The organism is Ruegeria sp. H7, assembly GCF_056532945.1.
This window is the reverse complement of sequence record NZ_JBQFNZ010000005.1, coordinates 229,756-249,209: the sequence shown is the minus strand read 5'-3', so window position 1 is coordinate 249,209 and position 19,454 is coordinate 229,756. Positions and strand designations below refer to the sequence as shown.

Genomic DNA, 19,454 nt, shown 5'->3' with positions numbered 1-19,454 from the left:
ATTTTCTAATAATTCAAGTCGTGTAGTTTTATCAGGGTAACGAGTATGAGTGAATCCAATCGTCGCGAGTTAATCCGCATAGCCGAGGACATGAATGAGACGAGCCATGACGAGACCCGTCAGTTCATCTCGCGCATTGTCGGCGATCTGTCCAATCTGAAACCGTCGATTGCCTTTGTCGGGCAGATCAAGGCGGGCAAATCCCGTTTGATCAACGGGTTCACCGGGCAGGCCGAATACCTGCCCTCGGATGTGAACCCGTGGACCACGGTGATCACGGATATGCACTTTGGCCACCCCTCGGGCCGGACCGAAGGGGCCGAGTTTCATTTCTTCGACAATCACCAGTGGCAGTCGCTGATCGCCGAGGGTGAAGAATTGCGCAACATGTTCCCCGATGACGAGGACAGCTATAAGCGCGAGATGATCGAAGAGCAGGTCGAGGCGATGAAAACCCGCGCGCAGCGGCGTCTTGGCGACAGCTACGAACAGCTTTTGGGCCAGCATCACGATCTGGAAGAGCTGACCTCGGACGATCTGGCGCGCTATGTCTGCGCCGGAGATGACCCGACCGAGGATGGCCCGTTGGATCCCGGCAGCGACCGGGGTCTTTACAGCGACATCACCCGCAAGGCCGAGGTTTATTTTGATATCGGTCACTTTCCTTTCCCACTCACGGTGACGGACACGCCGGGGGTCAACGACCCGCTGTTGATCCGCGAAGAAATCTCGCGCCAGTACCTCAAGGAATCCGATTTCTTTGTGGTGGTTCTGTCGGCGCATCAGGCCCTGTCGCGTGCCGATCTGAAACTGTTCCGCCTGATGCAGGCCTTGGAGCTTGGGCAGATCGTGGTCTTTATCAACCGCGTGGATGAACTGAGTGGGGGTGCCGGGGATGCCACCAAGGTCCGTGCCGACGTTCTGGACGGGTTGGAACAGGCGCTTGGAAATTCGAATATCGATGTGCTGATGGGCAGCGCACAATGGGCACACTACGCGCTGACGGGCGATGAAACCGGCGTCAACCATGATGACGTTCTGGCCTGGCTGCGCGCGCACCCCGAGCAGATGCGGCAGTATCTGGACGGGGTAGAAGAGATCAAGCAAGGCCCCGGCCCGATCAGCCGCGAGGCTGTCTTGCGCTTTGCGGCCATGATCGCATCGGGCCTGCCGGACCTGCGCCGTCACGTGACGCAGGCGTTGATTGACGGGCCGCGGGATGAGCAATTGCGCATGGCGTGGCAGCACCTGAACAGCTTTGCGCAGGGTGAGTTTGAACGTTCGCAGGCGCATCTGCGCGCGCTTGAGGACGAAACCGGCGAAGCGACGGCCAGCGCGGATGAAAACGACAAAACTCTTGGCGAACTGCGCGGCCTCATCGCAGAAAAAACACAAGACATTACCCGCGACATGGACGACATCCTGTCGAACTTGCGCGGCGTGATGGATGACACCGTGGCCGAGGCGGTCTCGGTCGTTGTGCGTGGTCCCGAGGGGAAGTCACCCTTGCTGGCCAAAGGCGATACCGAGCTGAACTTTACGCCCCTGCGCGACCGGATGCGGGAACTGGTTCAGGGGGCCTCGCAAGTGGTGCGTCAACGGATGCTCAGCGAGCTTTATGCCATCGACATGCGGTGCAATGCGGCGCTGCGCGCCCTGCCCGGTTGGCAGGAACCGGTCGACAATCGCATGAACACCAGTGCCGTGCGTTGGTTCCGCCCGGACACGACCGCGCTGACCCGTGGCATCACGGTAGAGTTGCGTGTAAACTGGCTGTCGCGCCTGATCTCGCGCAACAGCGTGGTGTCACGGGCCGAGCGGATGATTGTGCAGGAGTTCGAACTGATCGGCGACGATCTGATCGACACCACGCGGGATGATTTGCTGGAACGGCTGAACACCGTTCTGGATCACTACCTGGCCCTGTTGGCCGGGCATCTTGAACACAGAAGCGGCGCAGGCGAAACCAATGCCGTTGCCGAGGCGCAAACAGCCTTTGACCGGGCGCGGCGCATCAGGGATGAGCTGGAGACCATCTTTGGACCCGGCCATGCGGAAGAAAGACAGGCAGAGGCTGCGGAATGATCGACTTTCCCGGAACCGAACAGGAAGTGCGCCAGCTTGGGCGCTTTCTGACCGCGACAGAAAACATGGAGCCCGACGCCGCGCTGGAAGATATGCGCGCGCGCGCCCTAGCCCATGCAGAACGTCTGTCGAACGCGGTCAATATCGGTTTCGCGGGGGAGTTCGGGGCCGGTAAATCCAGCCTTGCCAATATGCTGGCCGGGGCAGATATCCTGCCCACGGGTCCGCAGCACCTGAAGTTGCCACTGGTAATCGTTGCCTATGCGGACGCGCCCGAGACAACCGTTGGATGGTGGGACAGGCAGCCCAAGACCTACTCCGGCATCGCGCTGGAAAAGGCGGCGGCGGATGAGCCTGATTTCATCTCGGTTGGGCTGAACACCCCTGCCTTAAAGGAAATCTCGCTATTTGATCTGCCCGGATCGGGCGCGTTGGACGATACGTACAAGCAGACGCTCGAATTGCTGAAATTCGTGGACTGCGCGATCTGGTGCACCAACGGAACCAACGCCTGGCGCGAGACCGAGCGCCATTTGTGGGCACAGGTTCCCGCCGAGCTGCGCGACAACAGCCTGCTTGCCGTGACCCATGCCGACCTGCCGCCCGTGCGCGACGCGCTGGACCGGGTTTTGGCGCGGTTGAACAAGGACAAGGACGGCCTGTTCCGCGCGATTGTTCCGATTGGCACCCCGGTCGCGGTCCGCGCCTTGGCGCAGGAGCCCGAGCCGGACTTTGACCTGTGGGAAACCTGTGGTGGTCAGAATCTGGCCGAACAGGTTCTCGAGGCTGCCTCGGACCGACGCAAACACGACCTGAACGCTGCGCGCGACGATCTGAAACGGGACTTCCTGCCTTATCTGGAAGCCCTGCAAGGCCCTGATGCCGAGCCTGAACAGTCAGACGCGCCATCGATGCAAGCGACGCTGGGCTCTGCCCTGCCGCCCTTGAACAATCCGATTCTTGAAGATTGGCTGGCGGCAATTGCCAGCATTTATGAAGACCTGCGCGATTCCTCATCAATCGAACCTGCGGCCTTTCTGCAAAGCTGTCAGGAAATCGTCGAAGATTTCGCCGAACGGTTGGAGCAAGGCGGTGAAATCGACCCCGAGGCTGACTGGATTCCGGCCGAGTTCGAAAAGGCCACGGACCTGCTGCTGTTGCTGCAATTCGAAAGCGGCGATGCGCCGTTGAAAGATGCGATCAGCATTCTGGTGCAGCTGGGCGATAACCTCGCCTGGGCTGGCAGCACGGTTGCTGCGGCGCAGCCAAAAACCGGAACCTGAGCCGTTCTCGCATAGATTGAGCTGCATTGCGGCGATTCGAAAACAGCAAAAACCGATTCTTAATTGTTTCGAAATCGTAGACCAAGCGTCTCAAATCGGGGCGTCAGTTTTCAAGTTTCTTAGCTATAGAGACAACATATTGTGTTAGTGGATGGTGTGGTATCTAAATATAGATATCGCACAAAAACGATCCATAGTGAAGCCATCAGGCGGCCCCAATAAAGTCAAATTTGAAACGTCTAACCGTTCTCAAGTGTCCTGCGGTTGTTTTTGGTTGTGAGTTCGTGGGCGATTTGCCCGGTTATTGTACCGCAAAACGAGTAGAACGGGCGGAATGAAATGAGCCACAACCAGGCGGTCGGTGCATCGCACGACGAACCTCAGATCGAAGGACTTCAACCCGGCGCAAAGCTTTTGCGCGGGCAGTATGAAATCCTGAAATATCTCAGCAATGGTGGATTTGGAATCACCTATCTGGCGCGCGACAGCCTGGAGCGTGACGTGGTGATCAAAGAGTGTTTTCCCGGTGCCCTGTGCCGCCGTAACGGTGATCTGGTGGCGCCGAACGATCCGGCATACAAAGACGACCTGCGCGCCATCATCGACCTGTTCATTCAGGAAGCCCGCAACCACGCGCGGCTTGTGCATCCCAATATCGTCGATGTGCATCAGGTGTTCGAAGACAACGACACCGCCTATATCGCGATGGACCTGATCCGGGGGTGTGACCTGCTGGATTACGTCGAGAACCCCGAAAACGAAAGCGGCCCGGACTTTATCGTTCAGGTGACCGAAAAGATGCTGTCGGCGGTGTCGTTCATTCACCAAAGCGGGATGCTGCACCGGGATATTTCGCCGGACAACATACTGATTGACGAAAATGGCGACCCGGTTCTGATCGACTTTGGCGCTGCACGGGAACAGGCGGCCAACAAGTCCGCGGCGCTGCTGACCTTGCGGGTGATCAAGGACGGATACTCTCCGCACGAGTTCTACGTGCGCGGGGCCGAGCAAGGCCCAAGCAGCGACCTCTATGTTCTGGCCGCGACCTTGTATCACGCGATCAGCGGAGAGCGCCCGATTGATGGCCAATCCCGCCTGAACGCCTTCAACAATGGGCAGGATGATCCCTACGCGCCGCTGGCCGGTCGGTTTGACGGCTACCCCGAAGGGTTCCTTGAGGCCATCGACAAGGCGATGGAGGTTCACGCTACCGACCGCCTGCAAAGCGCGCTGGACTGGTTGCGGATGTTCCGTGGCCCCGGCGTGATGTTCGATACGTTTGCCTACCGCCCGGTTTCGGTCATCGTCGGGATGGATCGCACGGATAAAGAGGCGGAAAAAGCCCGGATCAAGGCCGAGACCGAAAATGCCGAAGCGGTCGTGACGGCGCTGCTGGCTGGAAACGCCGATATTGCGCTAGGGAACGAAGACAAAAAAGACGATGAACGGGCCAAGTTCGCCGCAAAAGAAGACACTCCGGTCGCGGTGGACACCGTGGTTCAGAGCGGGTCTGGCGGCAGCGGCAAGCTGTTGGCCGGTGTGGCTGTGGTTGCATTGGCAGTTGCCGCGGGTGGCTTCTTTGTCTTGTCGGGTGGCGACAAAGCGGATGACACGCAAACTGCGTCGGTGGTTGCCACAGATGCACAGCCAGCAGTGGTTGAGTCTGAACCCGCCGAGGAAACGGTTGTAGAAACACCCGAAGCCGCCTCCGAAACGGTGGCCACACCTGCACCAGAAGAAATTTCAGAGCCGCCTGTCGAGCAGGCAAGTTCCGACGCTGCGGAAGCGGCTGCCACAGAAGCAGCCGCCGCAGAACCGGACGCGGCGGTCAATGATCCGGCCCCCGCCGAGACCGCTGTTGCGGAACCGGCTGGTCCGGTGGATCTGGCCGAGAACCAGATCGCATTCTCGCATTGGGATGTGGATATTCCTTTCTCGATCTCGCGCCGCCGCGCGTCGACCGGGCATACGTTTTCGATAACCGGCGTTGATCAGAATCAGGACATGTCGGTCATCGGTGATTGGGTTCAGCGCGGTTCGACGATCTTTACGCTCAATGGCAGCCCGGTTCGGGGTGATGCGTCCTTTGCAACGCATGTTCTCGACAACCTCAATGTTGACCCGGACGGCTATATCCGTGTTGCGGCCCGGTATCGCCCCTTGGGTGAAACACGGGCGCAGAACGGTTTGTTGGCCCTGCCCGCCATCCGCTCGGTCGGATTGGAGAACGGCTATATGTTCACAATCCGCAGCACGGGTGACGAGAGTTGGCAGACCGTTGTGTCAGACGTTCCAGCCGAGACTGCGGGCGACCTGCAGAAAGGCGATGTTCTGCTGAGCGAGGCGCAGGGTGGTGTCGCACTCAACGGCGCAGAGAGCCTGGACGAGTTGCTGGCCGCGCTTGTTGCCGAAGAAAAATCCCAGGCCCGTTTCACAGTGACACGGAACGGAAGTGAAACGGCCGCTGTGATGCCGCTATCGCAGGAGTGATCTGACCGGTTCGAATGTGATTTGCCAGTGTGTATTTGCTGAGGATGGCCGCCTTTCAGGCCATCCTGACGGGGACCGGCCCGCCGCAGAAGGTAAGAGTTTTCCAGGTTTTTCAATATGATGAACGCCGCTGTGCTGTCTTGCGCAGAGGTATGTTGCAGCCCCCGGCACACATGTTGCGTGCCAAGAGATTGAAGGTGTCGACGCCATGTTCAAATACAAAAGCCCTCTTAGCCGGCTTCTCGAAGGCGCCGGCAAAGCCAAAGAAGACGAAGCCACGGAAACCACGTCGGCAGCGGCCAGCGAAGATCCCATCGAGGAAAAGCAGGAACAGCCCATCGCTGATTTCAACGCCCTGCGCGCGGCGCTGGCAGGCGGGAATATGTCATCCGAATCCTATGAGGAAACGGATGAATTGATGCCGGAAGAAAAGATGCCGGACTTTTCTGAGGAAGATGCCGCAGAGGTTGAGGAGCCGGTTGAGCAGTCGATCTTCGTGGAAGACGAGGCCGAAACAGCTGACATGGGTGCAGAGGAAGAAACGCCTGCACCGGTCGCGGATGAGCAGATCGTGACCCTGCGCCTGACCACCGAAGACGCGGTTGAGCCAATCGAAGAAACACCCTCTGAGCCGGAAGCGATTGCTGAGGAACCGGTGCAGACCCCCGTTGAGGAACCGGTCGCGGAAGAACCAGTGGCAGAGGTCGTTGAAACCCCCGCCCCGGTGGCTGAAGCCGCGCCTGAAGTGACGCAGGAAGTTGAGGCAGCGCCACAGCCCGCCCCCGCGCAGGACCGCCGTTCGCGCGTCAAGACCACGTTCCTTGGGTTCGAGCGTGCCGACACGCATGTTCAGGACCTGATGGAAACCGCTGAGCCGGTCGCTAAAACCGAGGCCGTGCAAGAGACCTTCCCTGTCGGGTGGCTGGTTGTCACCTCGGGGCCCGGACGTGGGGCCAGCATCACCCTGACAGAAGGTCTGATGCAGATTGGCCGCAACGACGATCAGGCGATCCAGCTGGACTTTGGCGATACGGGGATTTCCCGCTCGAACCACGCGGTGATTGCTTATGATCCGGAAGATCGCAAATGCTATCTGGGCCATGGCGGCAAGGCCAATCTTGTGCGCCTGAACGGCAAGCCGGTGCTGAGCACTGTGGCGCTGTCCAGCGGCGACCTGATCCGCATCAGCGAAACCTCGATCCGGTTTGCAGCCTTCTGCGACGACGGCTTTGACTGGCGGGATTCGTAATAGATGCTGGCGACTCCGGCATATGATATTGCGCTGATCCTGAACCAGGGTCAGCGAGACACGCAGGAAGATGCCGTGGCTGCACGGATGTTCGATGCGATCGACGCGGGTTACATCGTGATCGCTGACGGCATGGGCGGTCATGAAGCGGGCGAGGTCGCCTCGGAGCTGGTAATCGCATCCTGGCGCGAGTCGCTGGATGCGGAGCTGAGCGGTGACACCCTGGTCGAACCCGCAGCGGTTGATGCCTTGCCCCTGGCTGCGATGCTGGCCAACACGGCGATTGCGAACCACAACGAAGAAGAAGGCGGCGGCTTCAATATGGGGTCAACGCTGCTGGGCGCGCTTTTCCTTGACCAGCGGATGTACTGGATTTCAATCGGTGACAGCCCGCTTTATCTGTTTCGGGATGGTGTTCTGACACAGGTCAACGAAGACCATTCGATGGCCCCCGTGATCGATGCGCAAGTGGCCGAAGGCAAGCTGACCGAGGCGCAGGCGCAGTCCCATCCGGATCGCAATCAGCTGACCTCGGTTGTCATGGGTGGTGCGATCCCCAAGGTTGACTGCCCTGAAACGCCGCTGACGCTGAGCTCGGGTGATGTTGTGATCCTTGGCAGCGATGGTTTGCAGACCCTCTCGGACAGCGAAATCGAGGCTGTTCTGCGCGAACACAAAACCGCATTGGCACAGGAAATCGCGGACGCGTTGCTGCGGGCCGTTCTGGCCAAGGCCAATCCAGATCAGGACAACCTGACAATCGCAATCGCGAAACCGACACGACCCTAACAGGCAAAGCAACAGGACCCATGAGAAAGCACCTAATCATATCAAGCCTTGCCCTTGCCGCCGCCACCGGCGCGGCCTCGGCGCAAGAGGCATGTTCGACCTACGAGATTCAGCGCGGCGACAGCCTGCGAGAACTGACGATCCAGGTCTATTCGACCGAGGATTTCCGCATCATTTACGATGCAAACCGCGATGTCATCGGGTCCAACCCCAACATCATCCGTGTCGGTGACGTTCTGACCCTGCCCTGCCTCGAAGACGTCGGCCGTGCGGTTGCTCCGCCGGAAACCGAGGCGGAACGTCTGGCCGCCGAAATGGCATCGGAATTGGTGAAAGCCGCAGAAGAGCGTGCGGCGAAGGCGATTGCCGATGCCGAGGCCCGCGTTGCGGCGGCCGAGGCCGAAGCCAAGAAAGCCAGCGAAGACGCCGTTTCGGCGGCCAAAGCGTCGGCGGTAGAAGAGATTGAAGCGGCCCGCGCCGAAGGTGCCGCGTTGATCCGAGAGGCCCGGTCGGAAGACCGCCCCGAGATCCGCGACAGGCAGATTCTGCTGATCACAGGCGGCAACTACGCGCCGTTCACCGACGAGGAATTGCCGAACCGTGGGCTTTACACCCGTCTGGTCGAAACCGCGATGCTGCGCGCCGCGCCCGAGCAGGCGTATAAGATTCAGTTCGTCAACGACTGGTCCTCGCATCTGGACCTGCTGATGCCAACGCTGGCCTTTGACGGAACCTTCCCGTGGTCGCGCCCCAATTGCGAAGAGGCGGCAACCCTGTCTGAAAGCGACCGTGAGCGCTGTGAAACCTACAATTTCTCGAACCCGTTCTACGAAGTTGTGGATACGTTCTTTGCCCTTGAAGGATCGGGTTACGAACAAACGCTGACCTATTCCGATTTCGCGGGCACGACCATCTGCCGCCCCGAAGGCTGGTCGCTATCGCATATGGATGCCGTCAGCCTGTACGAGCCGGTCATCAGCCTGATGCGTCCCGTTTCGCCGGATGACTGTTTTCACGCGGTCATCGAAGGGCGCGCGGATATCGTCGCAATCGAAGCCCATCTGGCGGTAGAGGCAATCTCGCGGCTGGGCTATGAGCATCGCATCATCGAAAACCCCAACCTTGCGGCGATCAAGTCGCTTAACGTCATGACCCACAAAGATAATCCTGATGGGGAAGCGATCCTTGAGACGCTGAATCAGGGTCTGACAATCATGCAGCAATCCGGCGAATGGCGCGACATCGTGTCGTCTGCACTGCGGCATCAAATGGAAAATGGCTAAGGCCCCAAATGGCCTGACAAACGAATAGTCTGGAGGAAGTGGACATGTTTGAATTTAATCTGAAGAAAGTTGTAATGTCGGCCGGCGCCGTTACGGCGCTCAGCGCCGGTGCTGCCGCAGCACAAGAGGCCTGCACCAACTACACCGTTGCAGACGGCGACACGATGGCGACCATCGCGATTGCCGCCTATGGCACCTCGAACTATCAGCCGATCTTCAACGCGAACCGCAACATCATCAACAACCCCAACGCGCTTGAGCCCGGCCTGGTCCTTGCTCTGCCCTGTGAAGATGGCAGCCTGCCAAACGGCCAATCGGCGCAGGAAATCATCGCAGCGGAAGAACAGCGCGCGGCCAGCGTCAAGCGTTCGAACGTCTACGCCCCGCCGATTAAGATGGTTGCCGGTAACGGCTGGGAGCCGTTCACAACCGAGGCGCTGAGCGGCGGCGGCATCATGACCCGTCTGGCAACCACCAGCCTGCAGCGGGCTGGCAACAGCCGCGATTATTCGGTCAGCTTCGTAGACGACTGGAGCTCGCACCTGGAGACCCTGTTGCCGCTTGGGGCATTTGATATCTCGATCGCCTGGACCGTTCCGGATTGCACAAACCGCACATACGAATGGTCGGCTGAAACAACGGCGCGCTGCACCCAGTTTGTTGCGTCTGTTCCGGTCTACGACGTCGTCGGCGGCTTCTTCACTCTGCCCGAAAGCCAGTATGCAAGCGCGACGGATTTCAGTGATCTTGAAGGGTCCACCATTTGCCGGATGGCGGGTTGGAGCATGGTTGTTCTGGAAGAAGTTGGCTTGAACCGTGAGAACACAACCGTCGTTCAGCCCAGCTCTGCGCGTGAATGTCTGGATGCAGTTCTGACCGGCACCGCGGATGTGGCGGCGTTCGAAGTTGATCTGTTTGCATCTACCATGAACGACATGGGCCTGACCTCGGCTGACATCATTGAAAACCCATATGTTTCGACCCTGTCGTCGATGAGCTTCCTGGCGCACCGCACCAACCCGTTCGCGCGCGAATACATTGCGATGATGAACAAGGGTCTGAACGAAATGCGCGAGTCCGGCGAATGGTACGCGATCATTTCGGACTCGCTGCGCGAGCAGAACGAAAAACTGAACGCAGCTTCGAACTGATCCCTCGGTTCAGCTGAACTCACTGGGCCGGTCCTGTGACCGGCCCTTTTTTGTTTTTGAGTCCCGGTCGTGCCCGCTGAGTTCCAGGCCATTCGGATCGTGCAAGTGGATGGTCACAGCCAACCCCAGCGACCTTGCGTGCCTTCCTGCGCAGGCAAGTATACAAAAGCCAGAAAAGCGTGTTTTTGGTGCTGGAAAAGCAAATGGCCAGCACCCCAAATGCTGGCCATTCAACGAGTGAGTGATTTAGCCTTGCGGCCTCACCGGTTGTAAAACTTTGTTGGCCTCAAATTACACAGATAAACCCTGCACGAGAATTAGGGGAATCCCGTAGAAACGGTAAAATTCTAGTCAAGTGCTTGTTTATGTGCGCATTTAAGTCGGTTCTTTGGCCGATCTGCACTATGTTTCGCGGTCATCCGAACCTATTGGCCGGTTCGGTACATGCCGGTAGGGTGGTGGGATGTTTCGACGGTTGATCACAACCGCACGGGGCAAAATATTTCGCCTCAACGGCGCGATGAGCGTTCACAGAATTACCTTAACCATGTAACTGTAGGTCTGTGTAGTTGTTTGATATTTTATAGGTAAACATGGCTCGTCGCGCCTTGAAACTTCTTCTTTGTTCCGCTGGTCGTCGCGTTGGGTTGCTGAACTGCTTTCGTGCGGCCGCCGAACGCCTTGAATGTGATCTCGAAATTCTTGCATGTGATTTGAACCCGGATGAAAGCGCCGCCTGCGCTTTGGCTGATCAGGCGTTTGCAGTGCCAAGAACCGACGATCCCGGTTACATCCCTGCTGTTTTACAGATCGTGCGCGATCATGGTGTGGATCTGGTGGTCCCCACGATTGATCCCGAACTGTTGCCCCTGTCCGTGGCGCTGGACGAATTCGCCGCCGTAGGCGCGCATGTGCATGTCTCGCCCCCGAATGTGATCGAGGTTGTTCGGGACAAGCATCAAACCTCTGCCGTTCTGGCCGCGGCCGGAGTGCCCGTTCCGCGCACATTGGATCACGCGGGAGTTCTTGAGAATCCAGACGGTGTGTCCTGGCCAGCTTTCGCGAAACCAAGCGGCGGCAGCGCCAGCCGCGGGCTTCAGGTTTTCAATTCGATAGACGAAGTGCCCGACGTTTTCCCCGAACCCATGATCTTTCAGGACAATCTGAGCGGATCGGAATACACGATTAACATGTTTGTCGATCAGGAAGGCCGACTGCAAACGGTGATACCGCACAAACGGATCCAGATCAGGGCGGGTGAGGTCGAAAAGGGCCGCACGGAACGCCGCGCTGACCTGCACAAAATTGCCGAGGGGATTGTGCACGCACTGCCCGACCTGCGAGGGGTGGCGTGCTTTCAGATCATTGACGACCCGAAACTTGGGCCATGCGTCATCGAAATAAACGCGCGTTTTGGGGGGGGATACCCGCTGGCGGACCATGCAGGCGCGCCGTTTGCGCAATGGTTGCTGGAAGAGGTGGCCGGATTGCCATCGTCCCCCCATAACGATTGGCGCGACGGGGTGCGCATGATGCGGTATGACAGCGCCGTGTATATCGATTGATGCTGGTCTTTGATCTGGATGATACCCTGTATCTTGAACGCGATTTTGCGTTCAGCGGGTTTGCATATCTCGAACGCTGGGTCGCAGAACATTACGGCGTTTCAGGATTTGGACCTGCCTGTCAGAATATCTTTACAACCGGAGACAGGCGGAAAATCTTCAATACCGCCTGTGCGTTGCTTGGGCTACCAGACACTCAGGACTTCATTGGTCGACTGGTGCAGGAATACCGGCTGCACGTTCCAAAAATTCAGCTCAGCCCGGACGCGGAACGGTTTCTGAATGCCGCAAGCCATCCGATGGGGTTGATCACCGATGGGCCGGAACGGATGCAGCGCAACAAGATCGCCGCGCTGGGGTTGGAACAACATATCGCGCATATTCGCCCCACCGGTGCTTGGCCCGAGGTGTTTGGAAAGCCGCATCCCCGCGCATTTGAAGAAATGGAAAGCCTGGCCCCCGGGGGGTCAAAAATGGTCTATGTCGCGGATAATCCCGCCAAAGACTTCGTGACGCCGAACGCGATGGGATGGCAAACGGTGCAGGTTTTGCGAAACGGCGCGGTGCATGATCCCAACCCACCGGATCAGGCGCACGCCGCGCAGGTAAGGATCATTGACTTCGATCAGTTGCCGGACGTGATCGAGTTTTCCTGAAACATCGAGTGGCTTGGAACAATTTGATCGATGACCTGATCCCAGTCACTCAGCACCCGAGAGGGTTTCAGCCAGTACCGGTTTTCCACCGCAGATTGCCGCATTTTCGCAAGGCTTTCATTGTCCGTCAGCAGCCCTGCCACAGCGTTCGCCAACGCCGGAGTGTCCTCCGGAGCAACGAGGATACCGTTCTCTCCGTCCCGGATAATCTCTCGCGGGCCATAGGCGCAATCGAAGGCCACAACCGGCAAGCCGGAAACGGTTGCCTCGGCAACCACATTGGGAAACCCTTCGAACCGCGACGGGAACACCAGCACATCTGCGTCCTGCATCCACGCGCCGGGTCGCGCGCTTGATCCGGGCAATTGAACACGGTCGGTCAGACCCATTCGTTGAACCTGACGCTCAAGCTCATCGCGTTTTGGGCCATCACCAAATATCGTCAATTTGGCGTCGGGCACCCGGCTGATGATCTCGGGCATGGCATCCAACAACAGGTCAAACCCCTTTTGCCATTCCAACCGGCCCACGGCGACCATGTTTGCGGCCCCCTCCCCCAACGTGACATCCGAAAAAGGTGCGCAAGGATTGGGAATGACATGCGTGTGATTCGCCAAAGCGTCAGGTAAATCCTGACGGGCGCGTTCGGTTTGCATCACGATGGCCGTGGCCGAGCGGGCCAGCGTATTGAACCCTTTCAACCAGATCGGATGGGCGTGCTGCGCTTGCGGATTGTTACGCTCTGACACCAAAACGGGGACATTCAAACCCGTGTTTGCCAACAGGGTCAGCACGTTGATCTTGGTGAGGAACGACATAATCAGATCGGGTTGCACCTGCCGCACAGTCTGCCGGATATGCAGCAACCGCCGAAATTGCACCAGCTTTGAGAATCCGTCGCCGGGGTGAATGACATGCAGGTTCGTCGCCTCGGGGTAGTCGAAATACGAACTGTTGTCGGGGGTTGCCATCCCGACGATATGCACCTCATCCCCAAGGCTCAACCGATGCTCGGCGATCATCGCGATGTTCTTTTCCGCCCCACCTGCACCAAAACCACCTTGAACCATTAACAACTTCATGGGGGTTACTCGGCCGCGTTGTGCAGACGGCCACTTATTCCGCTATCTGGCAAATCTGCGTGTTGCGATTGGGCGTCCGGGATGGTGTGTAACGGATGGGGCGCGTTCACCTCTTTCTCGATCAACGGACGGTTCAGGTCTTTGGATTGAAGGAAGATCCGGCCGATATATTCACCCAGGATCCCAAGGAACATGGCGTTCAGGGTCATCGACAACAGCAACAGGATCGTTGTCGTCGCAAAACCGCCGGGCCAATCCTGCCCGAAGAACAGTTTCCCGATGATGTAGCCCATCATCAGCAAAAAGGTCATCAGGCCCACGGTCAGGCTGATCATCGAGGCCAGTCGCAACGGCAGCAGCGAATGATTGATCAACCCGTCAATGGCGAGCGACAGCATTGCCTTGAACGGAAACTTTGACTCGCCTGCGGTCCGGGCATCGCGATCATATTCAAACCCGACCTGCTGAAATCCCATGCCGCTGATCAATCCGCGCACATAGGGCGAGCGGTCGTCTACAAGGCGCAGCTCGTCCAGAATGCGGCGATCCGTCAGGCGGAACTCACCCGCGTTTCTGGGTAGATCGTCATTGCTGATCATGTCGATCAACGCATAGAAACCCCGCCGGGCCGCGGCCACAATCGGACCGTCGGGCAGGCTGCGGCGAATGCCATAGACGACGTGATTGCCCTGCCGCCACAAGTCCAACATCATCGGGATCAATTCGGGCGGGTCCTGCATGTCGCAATCCAGCTGAATCGAACATGCGCCGTTGGCAGACCGATACGCAGTCAGAACCGACGATTGATACCCCATGTTTCGGGCAAAGCGGATTACACGGACCCGGTGATCCTCGGCTGCGATCTCGGACAGAATGTCAAAGGTGCGGTCCGTCGAATGGTTGTCGGTGAAGATGATCTCGGGCTCGTAATCGGGCAGATTGTCGAAGACGTTGACAACCCGGTCATAGGCCGTTTTGACGTTGTCTTCCTCATTCAAGGCCGGAATTAGAATGGATACCAGTGTCATGCGCGCGCTCCCGCCGTCGCTGATGATGCTTTAAACTGCTTTGCCCATTGAAAAGTGCGTGTCAGGCCGTCCAACAGTGAAATCGCGGGTTGCCAACCATATCGCGCCTTCATCTGGCTTGCGTCGGGCAACAGGACATTTGGCTCATCAACCGGTGCATCGCATTTTAGCATGCTTTCACCGGCTCCGGCCAAACATCTTAGATGCTGAACCACCTCTGACATTTCGGGCGCATGGCCCGTGCACAGGTTGATGACCGGGCCCGCCTTTTCAGGGGCGTCTGCGATTTCCATCAGGCCCTGAACGACGTCATCCACATGGATCAGGTCCCGGCGGTCATGGGGGCGCCGAAGGTGAACGGGTCTGTTGCTGAGCAGGTTTTCAATAACCTGAGGGATCAGGAATTCTTCGGATTGTCCCGGCCCGTAGGTCAACGCCAGACGTGCGGTCACGGCGACAAAGGGCAATCTGGGTGCCGCCATCTCAAGGTATTTTGTGCCCGCTAAAAGAGATGTTCCGTAAGCGTTTATGGGATGTTCCCGCTCTGTTTCTACAAATGGCAGGGGAACATCACCGTATTCTGCAATGGTACCGGTTCGGACAAAGGCCCGAGGCGGCGACGCGCAGGTCGCGGCCGCCTTGATCAGACGGGTCAAACTCTTGAGGTTTTCGTCGATGCTCTGATCCAGGTCCGAAAGGTCTGGCGCGTTCGAAAACCGGGTTCGCGCCGCTGTGTGAAACACCGTGTCCGGAGCAAAATCCTGAAAGCAGTCGCGCAGCGCGTGCTCGTCAGAATAGGCGCAGCGATACGTCGCAACGTCTGACACAGCAGTCCCGAGACGGCCGAGCGATGATCCCGACCGTGTCAGGATCGCAACCTCATCCCCCCGGTCCAGACAGGCCCGAGTGAGGTGCGATCCGATGAACCCTGATGCGCCTGTTATGAGGACACGTGCCATCGCCGGATCCTCAGGGAAGGATAACCGGCATTGGCAGCGGGACGATGAATTTTCCGCCCTGGGCTTCGAACTCGGCCATTTGTTCGCGGATCTCGTCAAAGAAGTTCCAGGCCAGCACCAGCAGGTAATCGGGCTTGCGCTCAAAAACCGCTTCGGGCGGCAGTACCGGGATCAGCTTGCCGGGCGAATACAGCCCCTGCTTCAGCGGGTTGCGATCGACCAGGAAATCAAGCGTCTCAACCCCGATGTCGAAATAGTTCAACAGTGTGTTGCCTTTGGCCGGTGCGCCGTAGCCTGCGACTGTCTTGCCGTCGGCTTTCAGGTCCGCCAGAATTTTCAGCAGGCTGTCGCGCAGCTCGTGCACGCGGTCGGCGAACTCTTCGTAACTGGCGCGGTCGGTCATGCCTGCCGCCGCTTCGTCGGCCAACATTTCGGCCACGATGGGCGCAGGCGTTTTGTTCAAAGTCGCGCGCTGCATGAACACCCGCATCGAACCGCCGTGGACCGGCAGTTTGGTCACGTCGACAACGTCCAGACCCACCGCTTCCCCAAGCTTGACGATGGACAACAAGCTCAGTTCCGAGACGTGCTCGTGATACACGTTGTCGAATTCATTGGTTTCCAGAATGGCCTTGCCCCAAGGCACCTCGATGATGAACACACCATCGTCGGTCAAAAGATCAAGGACACCGGCGGTGAAACCGTGCAGGTCGTCGATATGGTTAAAGGTATTTGTTGTCGTGATGACGCTTGCAGGGCCTTCCTGTTCGCGCACAGTCTTGGCGGTTTCCGGGTTAAAGAAATCAACATGGACCCGCACGCCACGCTCATTCGCGATTTTGGCAAGGTTTGCCGCCGGATCGATCCCAAGACATTTGCCGCCCAGCCCGTTTGCGTGGGACAGCATAAGCCCGTCGTTACAGCCGATATCCACGATCATACCGCCTTGCGCGCGATCAACCGCCACCTGGGCGAGCCCCGCGAAATGGGTATGCATCGTAGCCGCGCCAGACGGCACGTAGAGGTAATCGGTGAAGAAATCAGCCGGAACCTGGTCGGCGACCTGTATCAGGCCACAGTCCAGACAGGCCTGCGTGTTCAGCGGAAATGCGGGTTGCGGTTCCGACAAGTCCTGCGTTTTGGCGAACATATTGGCCGGAGGGTGATTGCCCATCGGCAATACCAGCATCAGATTTTCTGATTTACAGGCCCGGCACGTTGTGCGGGATGTTGGACGTACACTCTGCATATTCATCACACTACCTTCATTTCAATTCAATATGCGCAAAAAGCGCGACAGCTATCTGTTTTAGGTTGCGTACCGTTTGCGGTTATGTGTCCGGCAACCGGTATCTCAGGAAGTTCTGCGTCACAGAATTGCTTAGCAGATGGTTCAAACACAGCGTTGCCTTGGGGGCGTATTACCAATCTGTGCCTGTGTCTTTTTCCTTTCCTCCTTTTCGGCGAATGCGACCCGATGATTTCGGATCAAAACACCTTTTGCTTGAACACCTTCTGATACAGCCAGGTTTCGACCGTTATGTGCGCCAGATGCGCGACCAGTACGCCCAGCGGAATTGTCACCAGGATAAAAATCGAAACCGACAGCGGAAAGTTCGAACCGAACCACCCCATCTTTTCGAAGACCATGCGCATTGGCAGGTACACGTAGGGGTGTGTCAGGAACATGCTGTAGCTGATCGTGCCCAGATAGAAGATCCATTTGCTGGAAAAAACGCGGCCACTGATGCTGCCCGGTGATATGGCCAGCATGAAATACAAGACCGAGAACACGATGGTCAGTGTCACATTCGGATCGACGAAATCTGACGGGATATAGAGAACCTTGCCAAGTTGCAGGAAATAGACCGCGCCACCAAATGCCAGTATCTCGCCAACCGGAACCAGTTTGCCGGTTGGAAGCATGCCCCGATCTGCAAGCAGCCGGATCATCACGCCGCCAAGGAAGAACAGCGTCGCCGGGAAATAGAGTGTGAAGGCCACCGCAGCCAGTACAGACAACGCCAGACCGATCTTCGATGGGCGATGGATGGCAAATGCCATGACCAGCCCGGTCAGAAGGTAGAACCACATCTCATAGACAATGCTCCAGGCGTTGGGGGTCAGTTGCCCGGTATTGGTGAAATTGGTCAAGAACGTTAAGGCCAGAAAGATCTTCCACGGGTCCTTCAGTTCCGGCGCCGTGTTGGTGACCGCGTTCAACACGATGAACAACATCGTCATGGCAAAGAACAGCGGATAGATCCGAATCAGACGTCGCGCAGCGAACCCGCCCGGCGAATATTTGATCGAGCTGGGAAGGATAACGAAGCCGCTGATGATAAAGAAGAAAAACACTACATTGGTTCCGAAGTTCCAATAGTGTTCGAGACCCGCGAAAACAGAAGGATCATCTGCATAAGCGTTCAGTGCGGTCCCCCCGGCCAGATGGGCAATGAACACCATCAGCGAGGTTACGCCCCGAAAGGCATGCACCGTCATATTGAACGACGCGGCATGCCCTTTCGGTGCCGCCTGCGCCTTTGCTGAACCCTCAGCAGGCGCGGCGATCTCCGGAGAAACCTGGGTCTCTCTGACGTCGGTCATGCAGGGACCTTCCTTGCGCCATGCGTTTCGGCGAATTTGTTAAAGGTTTCATGCATATAGGCAATCTGCGCGTCGTCCAGACCGTGGTGGCACGCCAGAAGGATACCGCCACGCATCACCGCATCGGCGGCGGGATAGCCGTCGGGGCTGGTTTGGCACGTGACATTCTTCATGGCCGGTTGTCGCAGGATGTTGCCGGTAAAGACGGGGCGGGTCTGGATGTCCGACTTCTCAAGATAAATCTGCAATTCGCGGCGCGTGAACGGCGCGCCTTCGCGCAGGGTCAATGGGAAGGCCAACCAACCGGTCCGCGAACCCGGCAGTTGTTCGGGCAGGATGAACCAGTCTTCATACTGGGCAAAGAACGCCCGATGCGCGGCAAATGCCTTTTCGCGAACCTGAATATTGTTGTCCAGTTTGCCCAGTTGAACCAAGCCAAAGGCGGCGCTGATCTCGGACGGTTCCAGATTGTAGCCGAGGTCTTCAAACAGGAATTTCGCATCATACTCGATACCGTCCAGCATCACGTTGAAGCGGTTCTCGATGGCCTCGGATTCCACAAACAAGGACGACGAACGCCCCCATGAGCGCAGCAACAGCGCTTTGCGGCCCAGATCGTCATCATTGACGCACAGCATGCCGCCATTGCCCGCACCGTTGATGACATGGCTGCCATAGAAGCTGGTGGTTGAGACGTCGGAATAGACACCCGTGCTGGTTCCATCAATTGTCGCGCCCAGCGTATCGGCGCTGTCTTCGATCACTTTCAGACCATGGGCATCGGCCAGTTCGCGGATACGGCGCCAATCGGGCAGGTTGCCAATCAACGATGGGATCATCATGGCCGAGGTTTTCGGCGTGATCATCCGTTCGATGGCATCCACATCGATATTGTAAGTCCCTGGGGCCGCATCGACAAATGCGGGGATCAGGCCCTGTCGGACCAATGGGGCCACGGTTGTCGCAAATGTCAGCGCAGGCGTAATGACCTCACTGCCTTTCGGCAGGTCAAGGATTTCCACGGCGAGGTAGTTGGCCGATGATCCGGAATTGACCATCACACCATGGCGCTTGGCAAACAGGGCCGAGACCTGCTGCTGCATCTCGCGCACTTTGGGGCCCATTTGCGTGGATGTTTTCAGCACCTCGACCACGGCATCGATCTCTTCCTGGCCATGTACTGTTTGCCCGTAATTCACTCTCATTAAAGTCGTCTCCTTAGAA

At 57.9% G+C, this 19,454-nt stretch carries 15 protein-coding genes; 9 read left to right on the top strand and 6 right to left on the bottom strand.

The features are described 5' to 3' along the window. Nucleotides 1–45: 45 nt before the first annotated feature. From ACR0AC_RS13115 to ACR0AC_RS13075, 9 genes are all read left to right on the top strand, one after another. Nucleotides 46–2,085, top strand: coding sequence for a dynamin family protein (locus ACR0AC_RS13115; protein ID WP_170622135.1), 2,040 nt, complete (start codon nt 46–48; stop codon nt 2,083–2,085). Then, nucleotides 2,082–3,368 carry a dynamin family protein gene (locus ACR0AC_RS13110; RefSeq protein ID WP_480873942.1) on the top strand — a complete coding sequence of 429 codons (1,287 nt, stop codon included), beginning with the start codon at nt 2,082–2,084 and terminating at the stop codon, nt 3,366–3,368. The genes ACR0AC_RS13115 and ACR0AC_RS13110 overlap by 4 nt, the downstream gene beginning before the upstream one ends. 339 nt (nt 3,369–3,707) lie before the next feature. Further along, on the top strand, nt 3,708–5,861 hold the full coding sequence (locus ACR0AC_RS13105; protein ID WP_170453754.1) for a serine/threonine protein kinase: 2,154 nt from the start codon (nt 3,708–3,710) through the stop codon (nt 5,859–5,861). A 208-nt stretch (nt 5,862–6,069) separates the two neighbouring features. Continuing rightward, nucleotides 6,070–7,110: an FHA domain-containing protein gene (locus tag ACR0AC_RS13100; protein WP_170453755.1), complete on the top strand. Its 1,041-nt coding sequence runs from the start codon at nt 6,070–6,072 to the stop codon at nt 7,108–7,110. 3 nt (nt 7,111–7,113) lie between these two features. Next, nucleotides 7,114–7,899 (top strand): protein phosphatase 2C domain-containing protein, encoded by a 786-nt coding sequence (locus tag ACR0AC_RS13095; protein WP_170453756.1) that lies wholly within the window; start codon nt 7,114–7,116, stop codon nt 7,897–7,899. A gap of 20 nt (nt 7,900–7,919) precedes the next feature. Continuing rightward, the gene (locus ACR0AC_RS13090) at nt 7,920–9,182 is read left to right on the top strand and encodes a transporter substrate-binding domain-containing protein (protein ID WP_170622139.1); all 1,263 of its coding nucleotides are present in this window, start codon (nt 7,920–7,922) and stop codon (nt 9,180–9,182) included. 44 nt (nt 9,183–9,226) lie between these two features. Continuing rightward, on the top strand, nt 9,227–10,333 hold the full coding sequence (locus ACR0AC_RS13085; RefSeq protein WP_170453758.1) for a transporter substrate-binding domain-containing protein: 1,107 nt from the start codon (nt 9,227–9,229) through the stop codon (nt 10,331–10,333). Between the two features lie 608 nt (nt 10,334–10,941). Then, the gene (locus ACR0AC_RS13080) at nt 10,942–11,898 is read left to right on the top strand and encodes an ATP-grasp domain-containing protein (RefSeq protein WP_480708502.1); all 957 of its coding nucleotides are present in this window, start codon (nt 10,942–10,944) and stop codon (nt 11,896–11,898) included. After that, a complete protein-coding gene (locus ACR0AC_RS13075) occupies nt 11,898–12,554 on the top strand; it encodes an HAD family hydrolase (RefSeq protein ID WP_480873935.1) in 657 nt (218 codons plus the stop codon). Before ACR0AC_RS13080 ends, ACR0AC_RS13075 begins: the two co-directional genes overlap by 1 nt. Here the strand turns inward: ACR0AC_RS13075 and ACR0AC_RS13070 are convergent. The 6 genes from ACR0AC_RS13070 to ACR0AC_RS13045 form a co-directional block, all read right to left on the bottom strand. Further along, entirely contained in the window at nt 12,524–13,636 is a 1,113-nt protein-coding gene (locus ACR0AC_RS13070) for a glycosyltransferase family 4 protein (protein ID WP_480873932.1), read from the bottom strand. The genes ACR0AC_RS13075 and ACR0AC_RS13070 overlap by 31 nt on opposite strands. A gap of 5 nt (nt 13,637–13,641) precedes the next feature. Beyond that, nucleotides 13,642–14,664 carry a glycosyltransferase family 2 protein gene (locus tag ACR0AC_RS13065; protein WP_170453762.1) on the bottom strand — a complete coding sequence of 341 codons (1,023 nt, stop codon included), beginning with the start codon at nt 14,662–14,664 and terminating at the stop codon, nt 13,642–13,644. Beyond that, a complete protein-coding gene (locus tag ACR0AC_RS13060; RefSeq protein WP_170453763.1) occupies nt 14,661–15,623 on the bottom strand; it encodes an NAD-dependent epimerase/dehydratase family protein in 963 nt (320 codons plus the stop codon). The genes ACR0AC_RS13065 and ACR0AC_RS13060 overlap by 4 nt, the downstream gene beginning before the upstream one ends. A 10-nt stretch (nt 15,624–15,633) precedes the next feature. Further along, entirely contained in the window at nt 15,634–16,872 is a 1,239-nt protein-coding gene (locus ACR0AC_RS13055) for a class I SAM-dependent methyltransferase (RefSeq protein ID WP_480626714.1), read from the bottom strand. Nucleotides 16,873–17,111: 239 nt separating this feature from the next. After that, on the bottom strand, nt 17,112–18,230 hold the full coding sequence (locus tag ACR0AC_RS13050; protein WP_170453765.1) for an acyltransferase family protein: 1,119 nt from the start codon (nt 18,228–18,230) through the stop codon (nt 17,112–17,114). Continuing rightward, nucleotides 18,227–19,435 carry a DegT/DnrJ/EryC1/StrS family aminotransferase gene (locus ACR0AC_RS13045; RefSeq protein WP_170453766.1) on the bottom strand — a complete coding sequence of 403 codons (1,209 nt, stop codon included), beginning with the start codon at nt 19,433–19,435 and terminating at the stop codon, nt 18,227–18,229. The genes ACR0AC_RS13050 and ACR0AC_RS13045 overlap by 4 nt, the downstream gene beginning before the upstream one ends. Between the last annotated feature and the right edge of the window lie 19 nt (nt 19,436–19,454).